Origin of the sequence: Clostridium sp. AF19-22AC, from assembly GCF_003479085.1 — a bacterium.
In the GTDB taxonomy this organism is placed as follows: Bacteria; Bacillota; Clostridia; order Lachnospirales; family Lachnospiraceae; genus Faecalicatena_A; species Faecalicatena_A orotica.
Map to the genome: position 1 here is coordinate 1 of NZ_QUGN01000042.1, position 20481 is coordinate 20481.

The following is a 20481-nucleotide window of genomic DNA, read 5'->3' on the forward strand; positions in this document are numbered from 1 at the left end:
TTTCATTTTCTTTTTCGTCATCGGTTCCGGTTTTTACCAGTTCCTCAAGCGACAGCTTTAATATATTATCATAACCTGTCGGTATTTGTCAACAACTTTTTTATTTAATTTTCATCTTTAATTTTCATCTGCTTTCTAGGTCGATATGCAAATCAGAATTTACTCTTTACATATTGAATTTCAGCATCTGTTAATCAAGAAAAGTTACTGTTTCAAGCGACAGCTTGACTAGATTACCACATCCGGCATCCCTCTGTCAATACTTATTTAGTTTTTTAATCTAGATTTAATCCAGATCCAGATTTTTAAAAAAGAGCTTTAGCACTGCAAACATCCAATAACTGCCGCTGTCAAGTCCAGGCAGCGGCAGTTATCCGTTCACAAATCTAAAGCTCTCAATATTTCCTTCTATTCTTCAACTACATCTGCATTGATAAAGCGATATACTCCTGTAGAAAGAATCTCATATCCTGTGATCTTGTCCTGATTGATCAGGCAGGTGTACACGTCATAAGAAATTGGCATATAAGCATACCCTTCCATAAGAAGTTTTTCTGCGGCATAGAACTTATCAAAACGTTCTTTTCCGGTAGAACCTTTCGCCTCTGTGATCAGCTTATCGTATTCCGGATTGGACCAGCTTGCATAGTTCATAGAGTTATCGCTTGTATATAACTCCAGATGTGTAAGCGGGTCATTATAATCTCCATACCAGCCACCGCGGCAGACATCAAAGTCATGGGCAACTCTGGTCTGGTGGAATACTGCTGATTCCATGTTTACTAATGTTACATCAATATTCAGGTTTTCTTTCCACTGCTGCTGGATAGCCTCTGCAACAGCCTTATTTTTCTCATTTGTATTGTAGAGCAGTTCTGTCTTTGGGAAACCTTCCCCATTTGGATAGCCGGCATCTGCCAGTAACTGTTTCGCTTCCTCAACCTTGCTGTCATCCTCCGGAATACCGTAGTCTCCGCTCACCTCATTGAATACCTTTCCGTCACTATCATAGATTACGCCCGGTATCAGGGAGTGTGCAGGCTGCTCTCCGCCTTTCAGGACATCTTCCACGATTGCCTTGCGGTCAATTGCGTAGGACAAGGCCTTGCGTACGTTCACATCATCAAACGGAGCTTTCGCTGTATTAAATGCATAGAAATTCGTGCCGTTCAATGGGCTGACCATAAAATTCGGGTCCTCATTGAGAAGACGCTGTTTCTCTGCCGGCGGAACCTCTGTGATTGCATCAATGTCCCCTGCTTCATAAGCAGTAAGTGCTGTTGTCTGGTCTACAATCATCAAAGCAATGATTTTATCAATTTTTACATTAGCAGCATCATGATAGTTTTCATTTTTCTCCATTACTAAACGGTCGCCAGCCTTATACTCTGTCATCTTATATGCACCGTTTGTGACAACCTTTTCAGGATCAAGTGCCCATGCACCATTCAGATAATCCACCTTATCCTCACGCAGTGGGAAGAATGTCGTATTAGCAAGAAGTGACAGGAATACCGGGTTATTGGAATTCAGAGTTACTTCAAATGTCTTATCATCTACTGCCTTATAAGACTCAATGCCGCCGGATTCAAAAATCCAGGAATAAGTGGATGCCACTTCCGGATCCAGTGCACGATTCCAAGAAAATTCAAAATCCTGCGCGCGGACTGGTTCCCCGTCTGACCACTTGTTATCTCTTAAATGGAAGGTATACACCTTTCCGTCATCACTGACATCATAATCTTCGGCTGCCGCACATACAAAATCATTGTCTTTTTCAATCATCAGTCCTTCATACATATGATTCAGTACTAAAGTTCCGTCATTTCCACTGTTCAGGCTCGGGTCAAGAGTCGTCGGCTCCATACCTATATTGAACGTAATTGATTTTTCCTTGCTGCCCGTATCTTCCGTCTTGCCCTTATCTTCCGGGGAATCCTTCTTCCCGGATGAACATCCGAACAACGTACCTGCCACAAGTGTTACTGCTAATAAAACTGATATGACCTTTTTCATAATTTTCCTCCTTTAATTTCTATCATTTCGTGACCACAGATTTCCGGAACTGTAAAGGTGATTTTTCCTGCCTCCTCATCAGAAAAATATTCTATTTCCTTTTGTCCCGGCACTATAGTTACGCTTTCTACAGGTGCATCCACACGCACGGCAATCTCTGTGCCGTACAGAGGAATCACATCCTCTACCATTTCCATCTTCTTTGCCTTTCTCACCGGAATATAGTGGAGGGCATGCAGTACATACCTTTCCTGATCCGGCTGGTGTGTCAGCTTCAGGTCCAGAGTAGACGGACCATTGTGCGTAACAAGAGGGGTGCCAAGAATTTCATATACTACATTTTTAAGCAGCTGTTTCACCCATTCGGTTGCATATTCCTCCTGAATCTTAAAAACCGGATGTGCAAACTGGTAAACACGTCCCTTCTGAACCAGTGCCGACGGGCCATACTGGTAGCTGCACGGTGTATGTCTGTGGCTGCAGTAATGCTCCCATGTCCGGTTAAAATAAGGAACCATCGTCTCAAGCAGAACGTCTGATCCTTCCCTGGGTTCTAAACTGGCCCCCCGCTCATACATAACAAACTCCATATCAGGGATCCCTGCTGCCACTTTTCCAGTCATAGCAATAAAGTCCGGGGAATATTCAGCATCGCCTTTTATATCAGCAGGCAGAAATGCCGCCGTGCTGCCGTCCTGCATGATTCCGGAATGGTAGGAGCTGATCAGCGCCCCGCCCTGTTCCACATATGCCTGTATTTTTGCCGCGGCCTCTTGACTGAGTGGCTCAATACTGTCAGGCAGGATAAGCAGCTTATACTTTTCAAACTCTGCCTGAGAGTCAATCACGTCAGCCTGTATACAAATATCATTTAAAAACTTCACTGCACCGGAAAGTTCATCCACAACAAAGGAAGACGACGCACCTTTGAACTCCATAGGCGCAAGGACTGCTGCCTCTGTAACAGGTACGGCTCCTTTACACCAGGGTTCCTTTTCTTCCACTTCTTTGTATACTTTGCCAATCAGTTCGTATGTGTGTTTATTCATCTTCCCGTTTGGATGCAGCTGGTCCCCGATAGAACACCCGCAGCCATACGCCAGCGCCCGGAAACATTCATACTGCAGGGATGCCAGATAACGCAGGGATGAAAAGTCTCCCCAATCCAGATGAAAACGGCCTGTCTGCCCCGTCATCGGAAGCCCCAGTGTCCTCGCATACATTGCCGTAGGCGGGAAATGACCATACCCCCACGCTCCTCCGGGAAGTGATTCGATCTCGAAATGGGTAAAGGTATCTTTATTTTTCCTGTGCTGTGTCCCAATAAATCCTACATTGTAAAATACCGGGCAGCCGGGCTGAATCTCGTGGATAAATGCCGTGATTTCTGCCTGAAAGCGGTCAAACACAGTCTGCGCGAATTCATATCTAACCTTTTCATCTTCCACGTTCAGTCCCAGTTTCCTCATGCTGTCCATACAATGATTGCAGCAGCATGGTCCGATATTCAGAATATCGAGAAACAGGCCATCCACCTCTCCCAGACAATCAAAGATATCTCTTAAATGCTCTTTGAAAAACTCTACATAAGGAGAATTCAAACAAATATTGCGGTAAAATCCCGGCTGCAGCTGTGACACGCGGAATGGAGCACCCGATTCCTCCGCACACAGCCAGTCATAATGTTCATGTGCAATCTTTTCGTCCCACTGCACGGTGGTATAAACAGGCACTTTAATATTACGCTTATGGCAGGCATCAATCTGCTCTTTCAGCAGGTTCTTCCTCTTCAGATTCGGATGGATCCTCTCCGGCATTGCCTTTGAGTCATAATATAGCCAGCCATGATGGCATCTTGCAAAACAAGTGATAGAGTCTACGTGTGCCTTTTCTACGGTTTCCGCAAACTCTTCCGGGTCAAAATCCGCTCCAATATCCGGAATCAGCCCGCTGGTATGGAAATCCAGATGAACCTGTCTGTACTTAAGTGTCTCTTCCATATCTATCTCCTTTTTTAAATATTTAACCCCTGCAGTTCTTCCGGTACGAATCTTCCGTCTTCCCTGATCAGCACGTCATCGAAATAAATCTTTCCCCCGCCGTATTCCGGTGTCTGGGCGAGGACCATATCCCAGTGTATCTTTGACTCGTTCCCATTGCTTGCGCCGTCACAAAAGTTCCCTGGCGTAAGATGGATGCTTCCCCACATTTTCTCATCCACACTGCCGTCATTCGTACATTTCCGGATATTTGGATTGATTCCAAAAGAGAATTCACCGGTATAGCGTGACCCTTCATCCGTATCCAGAATCCAGTTCAGTTCTTCTGTGTGGTTCGATGTTGCCTCCACAATTTTCCCGTCCTTGAAAACCAGTTTGATATTCTCAAAACAGATATCCTGGAAAACAGATGGAAGATTAAAGGTAATAAATCCGTTTACAGAATCCTTTACAGGCGCCGTAAATACTTCCCCGTCTGGGATATTCATCTTTCCGCAGCATGGCACGACCGGTATATCCTTAATGGAAAATTCAAGATCCGTTCCCGGTCCTGTGATATGTACCCTGTCCGTCTGCTCCATCAGCTTTTTCAGGGGCATTGCTTTTTCCTCCAGCTCTGCATAATCCAGATTGCATACACTATAATAGAAGTCTTCATAAGCCTCGAGACTCATATTTGCAAGCTGCGCAATCGCATGGTTCGGATAACGTAAGAGTACCCACTTCTTATCCATCCTGTACTGCCTGAGCATTGCCCTCGCGTTGGAGTAGCACTCCATCCCCTCTTTCGGGACATCAGACATCTCGGCCGCATTCAGCATCCCCCTGATGCCGATTGTAGCATCCATATTTTTCAGTATATCCGCGTAGCCCTGATACTGCAGCTGCATCTGTTCTTCCGTACATTGTCTCAAAAGTTTCCTGTTCACAGATGCAATCTCATACTGCACAAATGGCTGGGCCCCCGCTGCATAAATTTCGTCAATCAAAAGTTCAACCAACGGGGTCGTATCTGCCTCATTCGCTTCGATCAGCACTTTTTCCCCCGGCTGCACATCCACACAGTAGCGCACAAGGCGTCCTGCCAGTTCTTTCATTCTCTGGTCCATCTTAATCTCCTCCCTTAATCATATAAATGACATGCACAAAAATGCCCGCTGCCCATTTCCTTCAGCTGTGGCTCTGCTTCATTGCAAACGCTCTTGGCATATTTACATCTGGATGCAAACCGGCAGCCTTTCGGCGGATCAATAGGACTGGGCACTTCGCCCTCCAGCATAATCCGTTCCTTATGTTTATCCTTGTACGGATTCGGTATTGCGGACAGCAGCGCCTGCGTATATGGATGCAGCGGATTTTCATAAAGCTCGTCGCTTTCCGCGATCTCCACCAGCTGTCCCAGATACATGACACCGATCCTGTCCGAAATATGCCTTACCATAGAAAGGTCATGTGCAATAAATAAATAGGTAATGCCATACTTTGACTGGATATCCTCCAGCATATTCACAACCTGTGCCTGAATGGACACATCCAGTGCAGATATCGGTTCGTCACAAATAATAAAATCCGGATTCACTGCCAGCGCCCTTGCAATTCCGACGCGCTGCCTCTGGCCTCCTGAAAATTCATGCGGGTAACGGTTCGAGTGCTCCTGCTTCAGTCCTACGTTTTCCAGAAGCTGGGCAATCCTCTCCTGACGTTCCTTTCCTGATGCCAGCCTGTGGATGTCCAGCGGTTCCCCAATGATATCGCTCACTGTCATTCTTGCGTTCAGTGAGGAATATGGGTCTTGGAAAATCATCTGCATCTTTTTCCGGTAAGGAAGAAGCTCCTTTTCCTTCATCCGGCTGATGTCAGTCCCGTCGAATAAAATCTCTCCCTCGGTCACATCATAGAGGCGAATCAGCGTCCTCCCCGTAGTTGACTTTCCGCACCCGGACTCTCCAACCAGCCCAAAGGTTTCCCCCCTGTAGATCGAGAAATTGACATTGTCTACTGCCTTTACATACTGTGTCTTCCCCTTGCCGAAGCCTTTCTTCAAAGGGAAATATTTCTTAAGCCCTTTTACCTGCAGCAATTCTTGCTTTTCCATCAATTTTCTCCCCCTTCCTCCAGTAATGCCCTGACCTCGGGATTACAGAGATGGCATGCACACCTGTGTTTATCCCCAATTTTCCATTCGCTGCTGCACGCCTCCATACAGAGGTTCATTGTATGGGAACACCGGAAAGCGAAAGGACATCCGTCAAACGGGGTGATCAAATCCGGCGGAGAACCTTCGATCGGTTTCAACCGTTCCCTGCTGCCTTTCTTCACATTCGGTATCGACCGCAGCAGCCCCTTCGTATAAGGGTGCCCCGGCGTATCGAAGATTTCCCTGCTCGGAGCTTCCTCCATCAGCCTTCCGCCATACATTACCTGCACGAAATCACACATCTCAGAAACTACGCCCAGATCATGTGTCACAAGAATAATGGTCGTATCTGTCTCTTTTCTGATGTCCCGCAGCAAATCCATCATCTGCGCCTGGATCGTCACATCAAGTGCCGTAGTCGGCTCATCTGCCAGCAGCATCTCCGGTGAACAGGCCAGTGCAAGTGCAATCATCGCCCTCTGGCGCATCCCGCCGGAAAATTCGTGGGGATAACAGTTTATCCTTGATTTTGCGGAAGGAATCCTGACGAGTTCCAGCAATTCGAGTACTCTTTTATTTGCATCCTTTCTGGATACATGTTCATGTGTCATGATCGTCTCAGCAATCTGGTTTCCAACGGTAAATACCGGATTGAGAGAGGACATCGGGTCCTGAAAAATCATAGAAATTTTCCGCCCCCTGATATGCTGCATCTCACGATTTGATTTCTTCGTCAGGTTCTCACCCTCGAAAATAATTTCACCGGATTTGACTTTTCCCGGGTGCTGGAGCAGTCCCATAATCGACAGGAGAACCGTACTCTTGCCGCTCCCGGACTCCCCTACAATCCCAAGGATCTCGCCTTTTTTTACAGAAAAACTGACATCCCTTACCGCCCTGACTTCTCCGACATGTGTATAAAACGATGTTTCAAGATTGTTGACTTGTAATATCATCTCACTCATAATCATTCTCCCTGCTTTTACGTTATTTTCTAAGTTTTGGGTCCAGTGCATCTCTCAGGCCGTCTCCAAGGAAGTTAAATCCCAATACTGTCAGGCAGATACACAGAGAAGGCAGCAGCAGCTGGTACGGATAGCTTCTTAATCCCCCGAGAGCATCACTGGCCAGTGTTCCCCAGGATGCCGCCGGTGCGCTGATACCAAGTCCGATAAAGGAGAGGAATGATTCTGTAAAAATTGCACTCGGAATGTTCATGGTCAGGGTAACGATAATCGTGCTCATGGCATTCGGGATCAGGTGCTTCAGCATAATCCGTTTTCCCGATGCACCGATCGTCCTTGCCGCAAGAACGAATTCCTGCTGTTTGATGTTCAGCACCTGGCCGCGCACCTGACGTGCCATGTCTACCCAGTAAACAGAGCCAAGGGCAATGATGATTGTTTTGATACCGGGTCCCATCACGACCATCAGCAGCACCACATACAAAGTCAGCGGGACCGTACTGACGATATCGACAATACGCATCATGATATTATCCACCCTGCCGCCCAGATACCCTGCGATGCCCCCGTAAAGAACACCGATACAGAACTGTGCAAAGGTTGCAATCAATGCTACAAGAAGGGAAATCCTTGCCCCGTATACAAGCCTTGCAAGCATATCTCTTCCCAGATAATCCGTACCAAGGCGGTACGTCTTGTTCCACACCTTTTCCATCTCCGGTGTTTTCCCGTCAATTTTAAGTGTGAAGTTTTCCACAGAATTTGCGAGTTTCATGTCACCGTCTTTTCTCGCCTTCGCCGCTTTTGCCGCGCCGGAATAATTGAGTACGACCTTTTTCCCGCCGACGTCGTATACCTTTTCCCGCATCATCTTATTTTCATCTTCCGCCTCTACCCTCTCCTTAAGTTTCCCGCTGCCGTCCAGAGTATAAAGACTGTATTCTGAATTTACATACAGGAGGGTATCCTCATCCATGCGGTAAGCCTCAAGCCTGGGCGGTATATTGGTCATCGTCAGGTCCTGGCTGTAGTAATTCTGGGTGGTGAGTGCATATCCAAATACTGCAAATAATACCATCAGGACAATAATCACTGACCCCAGTATCGCAAGCTTATTTTTCATGAAACGCCTTCTGACATCCTGCCAGTATGTCAGACTCGGGCGGGTAATATCCTGTGATTCCTTGTTGGTAAAATAGACTCGTTCTACATCTTTTCGTGTAATGTGCTTTGCTGTATTTTCCATCCTGCCCTCCGTTAATCCTGAAACTTAATGCGCGGATCCAAGAATGCATAGGCAATATCCACCGCCAGAATCATAATTGCCGCGATTGCTGCATAAAACATGGTCGTTCCCATGATTACGGTATAATCACGGTTGTTGATTGCCTCAACATAAAACTTTCCCATGCCCGGTATGGCAAATATTTTTTCGGTCACAAACGAGCCTGTCATAATGCCTGCTGTCATCGGCCCTATATATGTAACAACCGGGATCAATGCATTTTTTAAAGCGTGTTTGAAAATCACCTTCCGCTCCGGCAGTCCTTTTGCCCTCGCCGTGCGTATGTAATCCTGCCCGCATACCCCCAGCATGCTCGAACGGGTCAGCCGCAGTACATATGCAAGTGAAAATCCCGCAAGGGAAATGGACGGCCCGATATAACTTTTCCAGGAATCTAATCCATGTGTTGGTATCCATCCCAGCTTGGAACCAAACACATACAGGATCAGAGTTCCCAGAACAAACGTCGGTATCGCAATCCCCAATGTTGCGAATACCGTAGTCAGGTAATCTGGAAATTTATTTTGCTTTAAAGCGGCTATGATTCCAAAAGGAATACCCAGTATTATCACGATTGCCAGTGCAACCAGTCCCAGCTTTGCAGAGACCGGAAAGCTCTGTGCGATCATGTCTGATACCATGACACCGTCCTTTTTGAAGGATGGTCCAAAATCAAAAGTAGCCGCACCTTTCACATAGTCAACATATTGTTTCCAGACAGGGTCGTCCAGATGATATTTCTTCTCCAGGGCTTCGAGTACATTCTGGGGCAGGTTCCTCTCTGTTGTAAAGGGACCTCCCGGTACAGCCTTCATCATGATAAACGTAATCGTACAAACTAAAAACAAGGTGACAATAATCGAAACACAGCGTTTCAATATGTATTTTGCCATCTCCACACTCCTCCTTTACTAAATCCCTCTATCTAGCTTCCTCTTTCATGAACTGTATATTCTGTACACTCCTTTCTTTAATTATCGTCTTTATTTTGTGTGTTTTACATGTGGTAGTACTGGTACTACCAATACTCTTTTGTGCTAATCATACTTTATTAACCGATTTTTGTCAATACTATTAGATATTATGTATATTTCTGACAAATTCTGTCCCTGTAAAATATTGCAAATATATTTTTTTTCATTTATACTAGACTATACTAAACGTGGAGGTGATAATTTTATGTTGACCCCTATAAAGAAAACTGGAAAACAAGTTCTCTATATCCAGATCGCAGACTCTATTATGGAATACATAAAAGATAAAAAATTAGTAGTGGGGGACAAGCTTCCCAGTGAACGCGTATTAAGCGAATCCCTGAAAATCAGCCGTAACTCTGTCAGGGAGGCATTACGCTTTTTAGAAACACAGGGAGTCATTACAGTACACACCGGTATCGGTTCTTTTATTGCCTGTGACTGTTCCGCCCGTTCCGTGTATCTGCAGTTTACCCAGTTAAATTATCAGGAAACACTTGAAATCAAGATCGCACTCGAGATCCTGCTTGCCAGTAAAGTAGTGGATACAATAACAGAAGAACAGCTCACTGCCCTTGACCTGCTCATAGCAAATATGGATTCCGAGGGAACCAGTGGCACTCTTTTTCATGAAACAGACCTGAGGTTCCACAAATATTTGTATGAGCTGTCCCCGAATGCGACATTAAAAAATATGATTTCCGATATGACTGATACACTGGATAATTACTGGTCAATGTCGGGAGGATTTCCGGAGGATAATAAGAGTATAGAATTCCACCGCAATATCGTCCGGGGACTGCATGACAAGGATTTTGCATTTATTCAGGAAAGCTATAAGGATATGCTGGAGTATGATATTGAATTATTTCAAAAACATATTAAGGACCAAGAGTAAAGGAGGATTTTACGAAGATGAACCAACAGTTGAATGATTGGATTGACTCACACCAGGAGCTTATTATTGAGAGCCTCTGCTCCCTGCTGGAGTTCCCAAGTGTGAAAGATCTGCCGGCCTCAGAGGATATGCCTTTCGGCAAAGGTATCGCAGATTGTCTGGACTATATGCTTTCATTAGGGAAGACTTATGGATTTACATCTAAGAATTTAGACGGCTATGCCGGATTTATAGAGTCTGAGCCCTATGGAGAAGAGCTTGTCGGAATCCTCGCGCATCTGGATGTCGTACCTGCAGGGGAAGGCTGGACACACCCTCCTTTCGGCGGTGCAATCGATGCGGACCGGATTTACGGCAGGGGGGCAATGGATGACAAAGGGCCTGTCATTGCCTCATTTTTTGCAATGCTTGCTTTAAAAGAATGCGGAATCCCTCTGAACCGCAGGTTACGGCTCATCATGGGGTGTGACGAGGAAAGCGGGCTGACCTGTATTGACCACTACCGCGAAGTGGAAGAGATTCCGACAATGTCCTTCTCCCCCGATGCGGATTATCCGCTTGTCAACTCGGAAAAGAATATTTACCATGCTTACTATGAGTGCAAGCTGGATTCTGATATCACAATTCAGTGCGGGGAGAGAGTCAATATCGTCCCGCCGCTGGCTTCAGCCATCGTGCCGTATGATATGTCCACGGTTGCAGAACTGGCTGATGATGCAATGAAAGCAGCCGGTTTTGATTACAAACTTTCAGGGACAGAAGAAGGAACCAAGATAGAAGTGTTCGGAAAGGCCAGCCATTCCTCGCACCCGGAAAGCGGAAAGAATGCCCTGCAGGGGCTGATTTACCTGCTTACATTACTGCCTCTGAAAGAAGAAGACCATAAAATCATACATTTATTGTATGATATGTTTAAGCTGGAGTACAATGGAGAATCTCTGGGCCTCATGCGTGAAGACGAATCCGGCACCCTGACCCTCAACGTTGGTGTCATGCAATGGACACACGAGGGATTTGAAATGCAGATAGATGTCCGGGCCCCGCTCAGTACGACCCGCAAAGAAATCGAAGATACGATCAATGACAGAATTTCAGGAAGTGGAATCATATGCGCGGATAAGACAAAGTTTGTAGATGGTCTGTATGTCCCGGAAGACAGCGAACTCGTAGCCAAGCTGCTTAAATCATATAGAGATTTCACCGGGGACTACAGGCCCCCTATGAAAATCGGTGGCGGCACATATGCCAGAAGACTTCCGAATGCAGTCGCATTTGGAATCGAATTTCCAGAAAAAGATAGTGTCATGCACATGCCGGACGAGTATATTGATATCGAAGATCTAATTCTCGACACAAAAATACTTGCCCATGCAATGATGGCATTGGCAAGTACAGAATAAATACTGAATATTCTGAAAACGGGGTGCAAAGGGGTCAGACCCCTTTGCGCCCCGTTTTTAGAATTGTTTATCGAATCTATTTTCCCATACCCTTTTCTACATAACTCATATCACCGGCTGTTTTCACTGTATACTTACCATCTTCATATTCTACAATAGTTACAGAACAGTTATCCAGTGATATATCTTCTCCAACCTGTCCCGGGGCAATCACCTCAAGCATTGTAGGGATTAAACTTCCACTTGAAACTACAAGTACATTTCCCCCGCCTTTATCCGCTGCCGCTTTCACGATTTCATCCATTGCTTCCTGACACCGTGTGGTGATATCTTCATATGTCTCTGCTGTGCCTGTTGGGTCGTTTTCAGCAATTTCATTCTGGAGGTCTTCTACAGTAAGATGCTCCATCAGTTCCGCATATTGGCTCCATTCCTCATCATATTTCAGGCCATAAGCTTCATATATGGGGTCCCATAATTCATGGATCGGTTTCCCCTCATATCCGCCAAACCCATATTCCCGAAGTCCTATGATTTCATCAAGTTCAGGAACATCGTTTTTATTCTGATTAAGTATGTGCTTGGCAGTTGCCCTTTGTCTGCCCAGATCTGATGAATATGCTGCCGTGAACTTTATATCTTTCATTCCGACTCCAACTGCATCTGCCTGTTTTTCCCCTTCTGCGGTCAGGGGAGTATCTGACCATCCCTGCATCTGGTCGGTATTATTAAACATTGTTTTCCCATGACGCACGATATACATGGTAATGGTATCCGGTCCACTTGCCTCTTCAGCGGAAGAACAGGCGAATAAACCGATAGATAAAGCTGCTGTAAGTAAAACTGCGATTATTTTTTTCATATTTCTTCAGTTCCTTTCTATCTGTTACAGTGACTTAATACATCCTCTATCATTTCCTCTGTGAAGCAGCCTCCCGAAAGCATCTTCACCCATCTCAATGGTGTAGTATCATAGGCATTCTGTATAAATTCCGGTTCTTCAGTAAAAATCGGATACCCTTTATCACTGCACCACTTCATCCATTTTTCGAGTACAGCTTTCCCCTCGGGACTTCTGGAAATCTCAGCAATTGTGCTGTTCTTATCACATTTGCACCGGGGCAGCTCATCTCCTTCCAAAACGATGGCCTGTTTCATCCGGATATCTCTGGAGGATGCACACACAAGTATCTCGTATTCGCCGGATTCTACCTGCCATGATCCGTTTTCGGCATCATAATAGCGGAACGCTTCTTTTGGCAGGTGGATCGTGATCTGCTTTTTCTCTCCGGCCTCCAGCCAGACTTTTTCAAAGCCTTTCAGTTCCTGCACGGCCCGTATGATTCCCGTTCCCTTTTTCTGTACATAAATCTGGACTACCTCTGCGCCATACATGTCTCCTGTGTTCTGCACTTCGAGTGTCACATCTACGGTATTTTCTTTCACAGCACTGACAGATAAATTACTGTAACTAAATTCTGTATAGCTTAAGCCGTAACCAAACGGATATAATGGCTCTATGTTCTTTTTATCATAATATCTGTATCCTACAAAAATCCCTTCTCCATATCTTGTTTTGTTCTGCATTCCCGGAAAGTTCAGATACGATGGATTATCCTCCAGCTTTACTGGAAATGATTCTGGCAGCTTTCCTGACGGATTCTTTTTACCAAACAGAATATCCGCAGCCGCACCGCCTGCTGCCTCACCTGCGAGATATGTCTCAAGAATCGCTTCTGCCTCATTGGAAAACGGCATTTCTACTGGTGATCCATTACATAATACGACAATCACTGCAGGATGAATCCGGGTAATCCGGTGGATGAGCTCCGTCTGATTATGCGGAAGTTTTATATCCTCTTTATCCTCACCTTCATTCTCAGCCCGTTCCGGGTATCCTGCAAATATGATAACCTTGTCACAGCCATTCACTACAGATTCTGCCTCTTCCAGCAGCAGCCCGTCATCACCGCCGTCCAGCAGGTAGCCTTTTGCAAACACAGCCGAAGGCTCATATACCCTTATTTCTTCAAACGGGCTGTCCACGTGGTAAGGATGTACCTTGCAGCTTCCGGTTCCCTGATAACGGATGTCGGACGCAAGTTCTCCTAAAACAGCAATCTTTTCCCCAGATGCAAGAGGCAGTACCTTGTTCTCATTTTTCAGGAGAACCATACTTTCCCCGGCTGCTTCTCTGGCCAGTTTATGATGGGTCTCCCAATTTATTTCCGCCGAAACCGGCACGTTCTTCTGTGCCCTCGCCTCAAGGATATGGTCAGACAGGCGCAGTATCCTTGTCACGGCTTCGTCTATCTTATCTTCGCTGATCTCACCATTCTTTACTGCCTCCAGAAGTATCCTGTCGCTTTTTCCCTGGTTGCCCGGCATTTCCAGATCAAGCCCCGCCTGTACAGATTTTACCTTTTCATTTACCGCACCCCAGTCCGAAACGACTGCCCCGTCATACTGCCATTCCTTTTTCAGCACCTGATTCAAAAGCCAATCATGCTCCGACGTATAGGTACCGTTCAACTTATTATAAGAACACATCACAGTCCAAGGCTTCGCCTCTTTCACGACACTTTCGAAGCAGGCCAGATACAGTTCTCTTAATGTGCGCTCATCTGCCAGAGAATCCGATACCATTCTTCTCGTTTCCTGATTATTTGCCGCAAAATGCTTCAGCGATGTCCCTGTACCGTTTTCCTGTACTCCCCTGATATATCTGGCAGCAAGCTGTGATGTCAGATAGGGATCTTCAGAAAAATACTCAAAATTTCTTCCTCCCAAGGGACTTCTCTTTAAGTTTACGCCCGGTCCCAGCAGGATGTCGACATCTGCCGCAATACATTCTTCTGAAAGAGCTTTCCCTATCTCGTACAGAAGTTCCCGGTCCCAGGAACAGGCCAATGCACAAGCCATAGGAAAACAAGTAGCAGGCAGACTTTCATTCATCCCTAAATGGTCTGAAGACGTAACCTGTTTCCTCAGCCCGTTCGGTCCGTCTGTCATCATAAATGACGGAAGATTCACATGTTTCACTTCTTTTGTTGTCCAAAAATCCGCCCCTGACAGTAATCCTACTTTTTCCTCTATTGTAAGTTCCTGTAATTTTGATTCCATCTTTTCTTCCATTATTCAATACCCTCTGCTTTCTTCCTTGCATTTGCTTCTCTGATCTTGAGTTCCGCCATAATCTGCGGATATTCTTTATCCAGTTTATAGAAAACCAGACACACAATCTGAAGTGCCACCATAACGATCGGAACGTACAGATACATAGAGGAAATTGCAGAAACCGCCGACTGGGGCTGAACCTCAAGCATACCATTGAACATATTGGCCGTTAAGATTGCACCTACAATTGCACTTCCTATTCCGGCACCCGCTTTTGCGCCAAAGGTAGATGCGCTGTACAGAAGGCCTTCTGTCCTGACTCCTGTCTTCCATTCCCCGTACTCTACTGTATCCGCCATCATAGCATATAAAACTGCCCAGAATGGAACGGTACCGAGACCTTTTACAAGTGTTGCAGCGACAACCATTGTCAGATTTTCCGGCTGAACCAGCATCAGCAGACAGCCGCACAGGGTAATACAGCATCCGGCAATTGCCAGCGGTTTCTTTCCAAACTTTTTAATCAGTGGTGCCATGAACGGGATTCCGATAACGGCCGGAAGATTCAGCGCAATATTGATCGGACCCATGAGAGTCTCATTTCCAAGGATATATTGTGCATAATATACTGTTGTTGTTCCGCTGAATGTCGTATTGATTGCATAAAGAAGCCAAACACCGATCAGCAGGAGCCAGTAATTATTTTTAACAACTGCTTTTAATGCTTTCTTTACCGGAACCTGTTCCTGAACTCCCAGTTCCTCCGTTACTCTTTCTCTTGTACACTTAAAACATATCAGGAACATTACTACAGCAAGCGTAGCATAAATGACCATCGTCTTAATCCATGCTGCCTGATCACCGCCCAGACTTTTGATAATTGGCAGTGTGACAGCAGTCACAACCATCGTTGCGAGCATTGCCATTGTCATACGCCAGATGTTTATAACAGACCTTTGGTACTGGTCTCTTGTCATCAAGGTGTTCAGCGCACCATATGGTACATTAATTGCAGTATAGAAGACTGTCATAACTAAATTGTATGTGATAAACGCATAAACAATCTTTACAACCATACTTGCATTTCTAGGCACACATACCAGCAGAATACAGGCAATTCCGAAAGGAACTGCCATCCACAGCAGCCACGGACGTGCTTTTCCGTATTTTGACCTTGTCCTGTCTATCAAAAATCCAATCAGCACATCTGAAATTCCGTCAAAAATCTGTGAGAACATCAGCACGGAACCTGCAGCAGCTGCAGAAATCCCCACTGTATTTGTATAAAAATATGTAATCAGTGAGCACGCCAGCGCGAAAATCAAATTACTCGCGAAATCACCCAGACTATAGGCAAACTTTTCACCTATCCCTACTTTTTCCATGTCAGAACGCATCTGTTTCATAACAGGTTCCCTCCTCTACCAGTTCTTATATAAGTTTCTGGGCAATGGCAGTGCCCTGAACAATTCTCCTAAGCTTCTGTCACAATATTCCCCATCCTCCTGCGGAGCTTCTGCATATTCCAGAAGTTCCGGCAATTTTCTGTCCTGTCCTTCATGCTCCCGGTATTTCCTTTGACATTCTCTCAGTTTCTGTTCGTCCTCCCATACCGGAGAGATACAGCCAGCCGTATGGAACCGGCCCGGAAATTCAGCGCCCCACTTTAATGCCCCGTAAGCCCCTTCTCCTGCTCCGGCCACAAAACATTCTTCTCTTCGTTTGGAAACCGGGAAATAAGCTTCTGCCTTTGCCTTTACTTCCTCTGTCAGATAGGTCCAATACGCGCTGCCTCCCATATTTTCATAACAACCGTTGTCCACACTCGGCATAACAACTGCTGTCTGATTTTCCATTGCATAACGCTCCACCGATGTATTGCGTATCCAGTCAATGCCGGTGCCATTCCTGCCATGAAGCAGATAGACTACTGGGAATCTGCCTACTTTTAAAAGCTCCTCACGTTTATAAAAAATATCCGGTTCAGGTATAATTACTTCCATCCCCATCGTTTTCCCCAATATATCTGAATGATAATTACATTGAATCCATGCCATCGTCTGTTCCCTCCTCACTTTTCAGCCAATCAAAGAATCTTTGGATGCTTACATCCCAGAACGGCCAGTTATGGTCCCCTTTCCACTCTTCATAGTGAACCGGAAGACCAGCCTTTTCTGCTGCTGTTTTAAATGCCTGGTTCTGTGCATAAAGGAAATCCTCTGTACCACAGCTTTGATAAAGCCTCGGCATACATTCCCTGCATTCTCTAAATCCCTCTAAAAGGTGGATGGGGTCCGCGTCTGTTCCCTTCAGACTGCCTGAATCCTTCACTCCAAAAGCGCGTTCCATCATAAACTGTGTCTGTGCCTCATCCATAAAACCAACCGACGTACTGCTCATAGATGTCAGGTCTACTGCGCCGGAAAATGTCCCTGCCGCTGAAAATACTTCTGGATTATTCAGTGCAATCCGCATTGTGCCATATCCTCCCATTGAAAGCCCTGCGATAAATGTCTCCTCTCTTTTGTCTGACAGCGGGAACATCGCCCTTGTAAATGCCAGGAGTTCCTTTGCTACATAGTCATAGCAGTTATACCCCATAGGCATATTATTGTAGAAGCTTAAACCCGCCTCCGGCATTACCACAGCAATGCAATGCTGCGCAGCATAACGCTCTACACTTGTAAAACGAATCCAGTTTGAATAGTTATCGGATGCCCCGTGCAGAAGATACAGGGTTGGAAAACGCACATCATTTTCCCCTTCCTTTACATCTACTTCCGGCAGAATCACATGAATGTCAGTCGTCATCCCCAGGGAATCTGAACCAAATGAACAATGTATCAATGCCATTTTTATTTCCTCCTTGTTTTGATGACTTCATTATATTTTTTTTACTGAAAGTAAGATAGCCTGTTTTCTTTCGTATTATTGCATAATTTCTTTTATTTTTTATCCTCCAAATTAAGCATTTTGCTATACTATTTCCATAAGGATAATTTTTCACTATTAAAAAGTATATTTATATACAAAAAAAGCAGACTCTCTATTGAGAATCTGCTTTTTCCAGTAGAATAAGCTTCACACTTTGCGGTGGAAGCGTCAGTTCCAGCTGACGGAATTCTTCGTTTGACAGCAGCATACACTGGTATGCAGGAACCGTACTCTGCTGTAGATACAGGACCTCTTCCGCCGTCAGAGATGAAGGCGCCCCCATCTTTATCCACGCTTCAAAGGCACTTCCGTTTTTATCACTAATCGTGTACTCACGCATCTTAATAAACTCCCAATCCCCAATCCCGTCTATGAGCAGCTGATACCGGATTCGTTCTCCATCCAGAAATGCCCCTGTCCGGTGCATCCTGTCTACACCATTCAGATGCCTGTAACGGTAAAGTTTATTAAAATGTACACAATTATAAAGGAAAATCTGGATCTGTCCGGATATTTTCTTCGTGACAAAATATCCGTCTCCTCTGGCAACCATATAATCTCCCAGTTTTGCAAGCAGTTCCATACAGTAATATCCGCTTTTCTTAATACTCTGGCACGTAAACAAGCCAAAACCGCCATGAAATTCTTCCTGTGCGGGAGCGACTTCTTCGATATAATCACTCAATCCCCAGTATCCAAAAGCAGACACCCTGTCATAATTCTCCAATAGGCTTTTTGCAATGTATGCCGCCTTGAAACTGGTATCATTCGTCAGATCTCTCTGCCAGATCGTAGAATTCCATTCAACGAATACAATCTCCGGCACTTTCCCATCCCTCTTCTTATGGTACTTCTCAAGACGGTCCAGTAAATGCCCGATATACTTTTCATCCCAGCTGGTCACCCGGGAAAATGCCTCCGGTGTTTCGATTAGAACAATTTCTTCCCCTTCCTCCTTCTCACCCTTCTTAGAAGGATAAAGGTCTATAGCAAGAAATTCCGGACTGCAGTGTGTCCTTTCCGTATACTCTATAAATTGCTCGTAAAATCCCCCATCCTCCCAAATATAATAGGAATCCATAGCCGGTCCGCCCACCTGAATCTCCGGATGAACCAACTTTAACACTTCAAAAGATTTCCTGTATAGTTCAAAATATTCTGTTATTTCATAATTCCCATAATATGAATAACTGACTGGCCCTGTCCACGGTATAAACCTCCACGACAATACTTCCTCTTCCCCATAACGCTCCATTAGGTGAACAGTAAGATTTCTCACCAGGCCACACCATTTCTCCATGTTGTTCGGCATCCCCATGTTTACAGATTTAATAAATATTTTTTTAGACTCTTTTGACAATACCGAGGGCATGAAACTCAATTCCACATAAGGTTTCAGACCGATAGACAAGAAAAAGTCAAACAACATATCTGTATACTTATAATTATAGACCGGGGTACCGTCTTCCTCTTCTCTATACAACATCATATCATCATCCAGCAGTCCGTGAAAATGAATATACTGAAAGCCAATTTCTTTCTGGATTGTACGAAGCTGGTTCTGAATAACAGCCGACAGACCTTCCTTGGCAAACCCGATATTCACCAGTGTTTTCCAATGATGTCTGAGCCGTTTTCCTTTGACTGACACATCCACATTTATTTTTCTGCTTCTGGCGCGTTCCCTGATACCATGTCCCTGTATTGTTTCCTGGCTCTTATATTTCAACAGTTCATAGAATAACTCCTGCTCTCTTTCATCTGGTTCCTTCTGAACCAACATCTGGTTTCTGAATTTCACCGGTGTCATTTTATAAAACTCATGAAATCTCTTAATAAACTGTGTTGCATCTTTAAAACCACACAGATGTCCAATCTCGGTCACAGAAAGTGCTGTATTCAGTAGTTTCCCGGCGGCTGCCTGCAGGCGTACCTGGTTAAGATACTGGTTAAATCCGATCCCCGCCTTCTTCTGGAAGTATCTGGACAAATAATTCATGGACAGATATTCTTCTTCCGCAACCTGCTTCAACGTAAGCGGCTGGGCATAATCCTCATGTATCCTCCTCAAAATACGGCTGAGCCGCTCCAGAGAATGGTCCTCCGTTCCTCCTTCCAAAGAACTTTTTACCGCAAATCCCTCCCCGAGAAAATAGAGTATCCGACATACATAACTCTTTACCAGAAGGCTGTCATTCTTTTTTTCTTTCACACAAACTTCAAAAAGGTCCGCCACCAAACGGCGCAATTCCTGAAAAGCTTCCCTGTCATTCTCCTCCTGCTGGTCACTGCGGCAAAAGATCTCCCATTCCTTTCCCAGCTTCATTCCCTCTGTCGCTTCTTTAGAAAAGGAAACCGTCAGAATATCCGCTTCAGATTCTCTTAAAATCTGGTAAAGGCAGAGTGGATTCACCACCCATAAATCACCGGCCTTCATAGGGGCAAGCTCTCCGTGGCAGCTAAAAGCACACTTCCCCCGAAGGACGAGCAGCATATTCAGATTGCCGCTCCAGTGCAGCTGCCTCTCTTCTTCCTCATTCAGAATAAACCTCACCAGTTCATGCATCGAACCATCCCCCATGATCACAAGTCGCAAAGGGGTCTGACCCTTTTGCGGTCCGTTTTCAGAAAATTCTCAAAATATCCTGTTGTACCATCACCTGTATATTACAAAAAACGATACCTACTGGTACCGTCTCCCTCATTCCATCTGTATATATACCTTCAAAACCGCATACAAAGAATCTTTCCATCC

General features: G+C 45.2%; 14 protein-coding genes and 2 pseudogenes. 2 read left to right on the plus strand and 14 right to left on the minus strand.

Annotation, left to right across the window (positions count from 1 at the left end; translation table 11 throughout):
* Positions 1 to 408: 408 nt before the first annotated feature.
* From DWX43_RS26095 to DWX43_RS26125, 8 genes and pseudogenes are all read right to left on the minus strand, one after another.
* Positions 409 to 2016, minus strand: coding sequence for a peptide ABC transporter substrate-binding protein (locus DWX43_RS26095; RefSeq protein WP_109734034.1), 1608 nt, complete (start codon positions 2014 to 2016; stop codon positions 409 to 411).
* A complete protein-coding gene (locus DWX43_RS26100; RefSeq protein WP_118622910.1) occupies positions 2013 to 4016 on the minus strand; it encodes an alpha-amylase family protein in 2004 nt (667 codons plus the stop codon). The genes DWX43_RS26095 and DWX43_RS26100 overlap by 4 nt, the downstream gene beginning before the upstream one ends.
* 14 nt (positions 4017 to 4030) lie before the next feature.
* Positions 4031 to 5125, minus strand: coding sequence for an aminopeptidase (locus tag DWX43_RS26105; protein WP_118622912.1), 1095 nt, complete (start codon positions 5123 to 5125; stop codon positions 4031 to 4033).
* Positions 5126 to 5139: 14 nt separating this feature from the next.
* Positions 5140 to 6111, minus strand: coding sequence for an ABC transporter ATP-binding protein (locus DWX43_RS26110; RefSeq protein WP_148481968.1), 972 nt, complete (start codon positions 6109 to 6111; stop codon positions 5140 to 5142).
* A complete protein-coding gene (locus DWX43_RS26115) occupies positions 6111 to 7118 on the minus strand; it encodes an ABC transporter ATP-binding protein (protein ID WP_109734030.1) in 1008 nt (335 codons plus the stop codon). Before DWX43_RS26115 ends, DWX43_RS26110 begins: the two co-directional genes overlap by 1 nt.
* Positions 7119 to 7140: 22 nt before the next feature.
* Positions 7141 to 7800 (minus strand): annotated as a pseudogene (locus tag DWX43_RS27710) (ABC transporter permease); the annotation flags it as partial.
* A gap of 324 nt (positions 7801 to 8124) precedes the next feature.
* Positions 8125 to 8364: pseudogene (locus DWX43_RS27715) on the minus strand (ABC transporter permease); the annotation flags it as partial.
* A gap of 11 nt (positions 8365 to 8375) precedes the next feature.
* Positions 8376 to 9296, minus strand: coding sequence for an ABC transporter permease (locus tag DWX43_RS26125; protein ID WP_109734028.1), 921 nt, complete (start codon positions 9294 to 9296; stop codon positions 8376 to 8378).
* 286 nt (positions 9297 to 9582) lie between these two features.
* Here DWX43_RS26125 and DWX43_RS26130 point away from each other — a divergent pair, with 286 nt between their 5' ends.
* A complete protein-coding gene (locus tag DWX43_RS26130) occupies positions 9583 to 10275 on the plus strand; it encodes a GntR family transcriptional regulator (protein WP_182440822.1) in 693 nt (230 codons plus the stop codon).
* Positions 10276 to 10292: 17 nt separating this feature from the next.
* Positions 10293 to 11675 carry a Sapep family Mn(2+)-dependent dipeptidase gene (locus DWX43_RS26135; protein WP_109734026.1) on the plus strand — a complete coding sequence of 461 codons (1383 nt, stop codon included), beginning with the start codon at positions 10293 to 10295 and terminating at the stop codon, positions 11673 to 11675.
* Between the two features lie 76 nt (positions 11676 to 11751).
* On the opposite strand, the gene DWX43_RS26140 is transcribed toward DWX43_RS26135, so the two are convergent.
* The 6 genes from DWX43_RS26140 to DWX43_RS26165 all read right to left on the minus strand — a co-directional run bounded on the left by DWX43_RS26140 (position 11752) and on the right by DWX43_RS26165 (position 20292).
* Positions 11752 to 12537 (minus strand): histidine phosphatase family protein, encoded by a 786-nt coding sequence (locus DWX43_RS26140; protein ID WP_118622916.1) that lies wholly within the window; start codon positions 12535 to 12537, stop codon positions 11752 to 11754.
* A 17-nt stretch (positions 12538 to 12554) separates the two neighbouring features.
* Positions 12555 to 14798 (minus strand): glycoside hydrolase family 3 C-terminal domain-containing protein, encoded by a 2244-nt coding sequence (locus DWX43_RS26145; protein ID WP_243099481.1) that lies wholly within the window; start codon positions 14796 to 14798, stop codon positions 12555 to 12557.
* Between the two features lie 11 nt (positions 14799 to 14809).
* Positions 14810 to 16198, minus strand: a complete 1389-nt coding sequence (locus DWX43_RS26150) for an MFS transporter (RefSeq protein ID WP_118622920.1) — start codon at positions 16196 to 16198, stop codon at positions 14810 to 14812.
* A gap of 15 nt (positions 16199 to 16213) precedes the next feature.
* A complete protein-coding gene (locus DWX43_RS26155; protein WP_118622922.1) occupies positions 16214 to 16849 on the minus strand; it encodes an alpha/beta hydrolase-fold protein in 636 nt (211 codons plus the stop codon).
* Complete coding sequence (locus DWX43_RS26160; protein ID WP_118622924.1) at positions 16830 to 17645, minus strand: alpha/beta hydrolase family protein; 816 nt, start codon at positions 17643 to 17645, stop codon at positions 16830 to 16832. The genes DWX43_RS26155 and DWX43_RS26160 overlap by 20 nt, the downstream gene beginning before the upstream one ends.
* A gap of 193 nt (positions 17646 to 17838) precedes the next feature.
* On the minus strand, positions 17839 to 20292 hold the full coding sequence (locus tag DWX43_RS26165; RefSeq protein ID WP_182440823.1) for a helix-turn-helix domain-containing protein: 2454 nt from the start codon (positions 20290 to 20292) through the stop codon (positions 17839 to 17841).
* Positions 20293 to 20481: the final 189 nt, after the last annotated feature.

Excerpts from the sequence above, each read along its gene's own strand:
- DWX43_RS26115 (WP_109734030.1), bottom strand. The coding sequence starts at position 7,118 with ATGAGTGAGATGATATTACAAGTCAACAATCTTGAAACATCGTTTTAT.
- DWX43_RS26130 (WP_182440822.1), top strand. The coding sequence starts at position 9,583 with ATGTTGACCCCTATAAAGAAAACTGGAAAACAAGTTCTCTATATCCAG.
- DWX43_RS26155 (WP_118622922.1), bottom strand. The coding sequence starts at position 16,849 with ATGGCATGGATTCAATGTAATTATCATTCAGATATATTGGGGAAAACG.
- DWX43_RS26110 (WP_148481968.1), bottom strand. The coding sequence starts at position 6,111 with ATGGAAAAGCAAGAATTGCTGCAGGTAAAAGGGCTTAAGAAATATTTC.
- DWX43_RS26165 (WP_182440823.1), bottom strand. The coding sequence starts at position 20,292 with ATGCATGAACTGGTGAGGTTTATTCTGAATGAGGAAGAAGAGAGGCAG.
- DWX43_RS26135 (WP_109734026.1), top strand. The coding sequence starts at position 10,293 with ATGAACCAACAGTTGAATGATTGGATTGACTCACACCAGGAGCTTATT.
- DWX43_RS26140 (WP_118622916.1), bottom strand. The coding sequence starts at position 12,537 with ATGAAAAAAATAATCGCAGTTTTACTTACAGCAGCTTTATCTATCGGT.
- DWX43_RS26125 (WP_109734028.1), bottom strand. The coding sequence starts at position 9,296 with ATGGCAAAATACATATTGAAACGCTGTGTTTCGATTATTGTCACCTTG.
- DWX43_RS26145 (WP_243099481.1), bottom strand. The coding sequence starts at position 14,798 with ATGGAATCAAAATTACAGGAACTTACAATAGAGGAAAAAGTAGGATTA.
- DWX43_RS26160 (WP_118622924.1), bottom strand. The coding sequence starts at position 17,645 with ATGGCATTGATACATTGTTCATTTGGTTCAGATTCCCTGGGGATGACG.
- DWX43_RS26100 (WP_118622910.1), bottom strand. The coding sequence starts at position 4,016 with ATGGAAGAGACACTTAAGTACAGACAGGTTCATCTGGATTTCCATACC.
- DWX43_RS26150 (WP_118622920.1), bottom strand. The coding sequence starts at position 16,198 with ATGAAACAGATGCGTTCTGACATGGAAAAAGTAGGGATAGGTGAAAAG.
- DWX43_RS26105 (WP_118622912.1), bottom strand. The coding sequence starts at position 5,125 with ATGGACCAGAGAATGAAAGAACTGGCAGGACGCCTTGTGCGCTACTGT.
- DWX43_RS26095 (WP_109734034.1), bottom strand. The coding sequence starts at position 2,016 with ATGAAAAAGGTCATATCAGTTTTATTAGCAGTAACACTTGTGGCAGGT.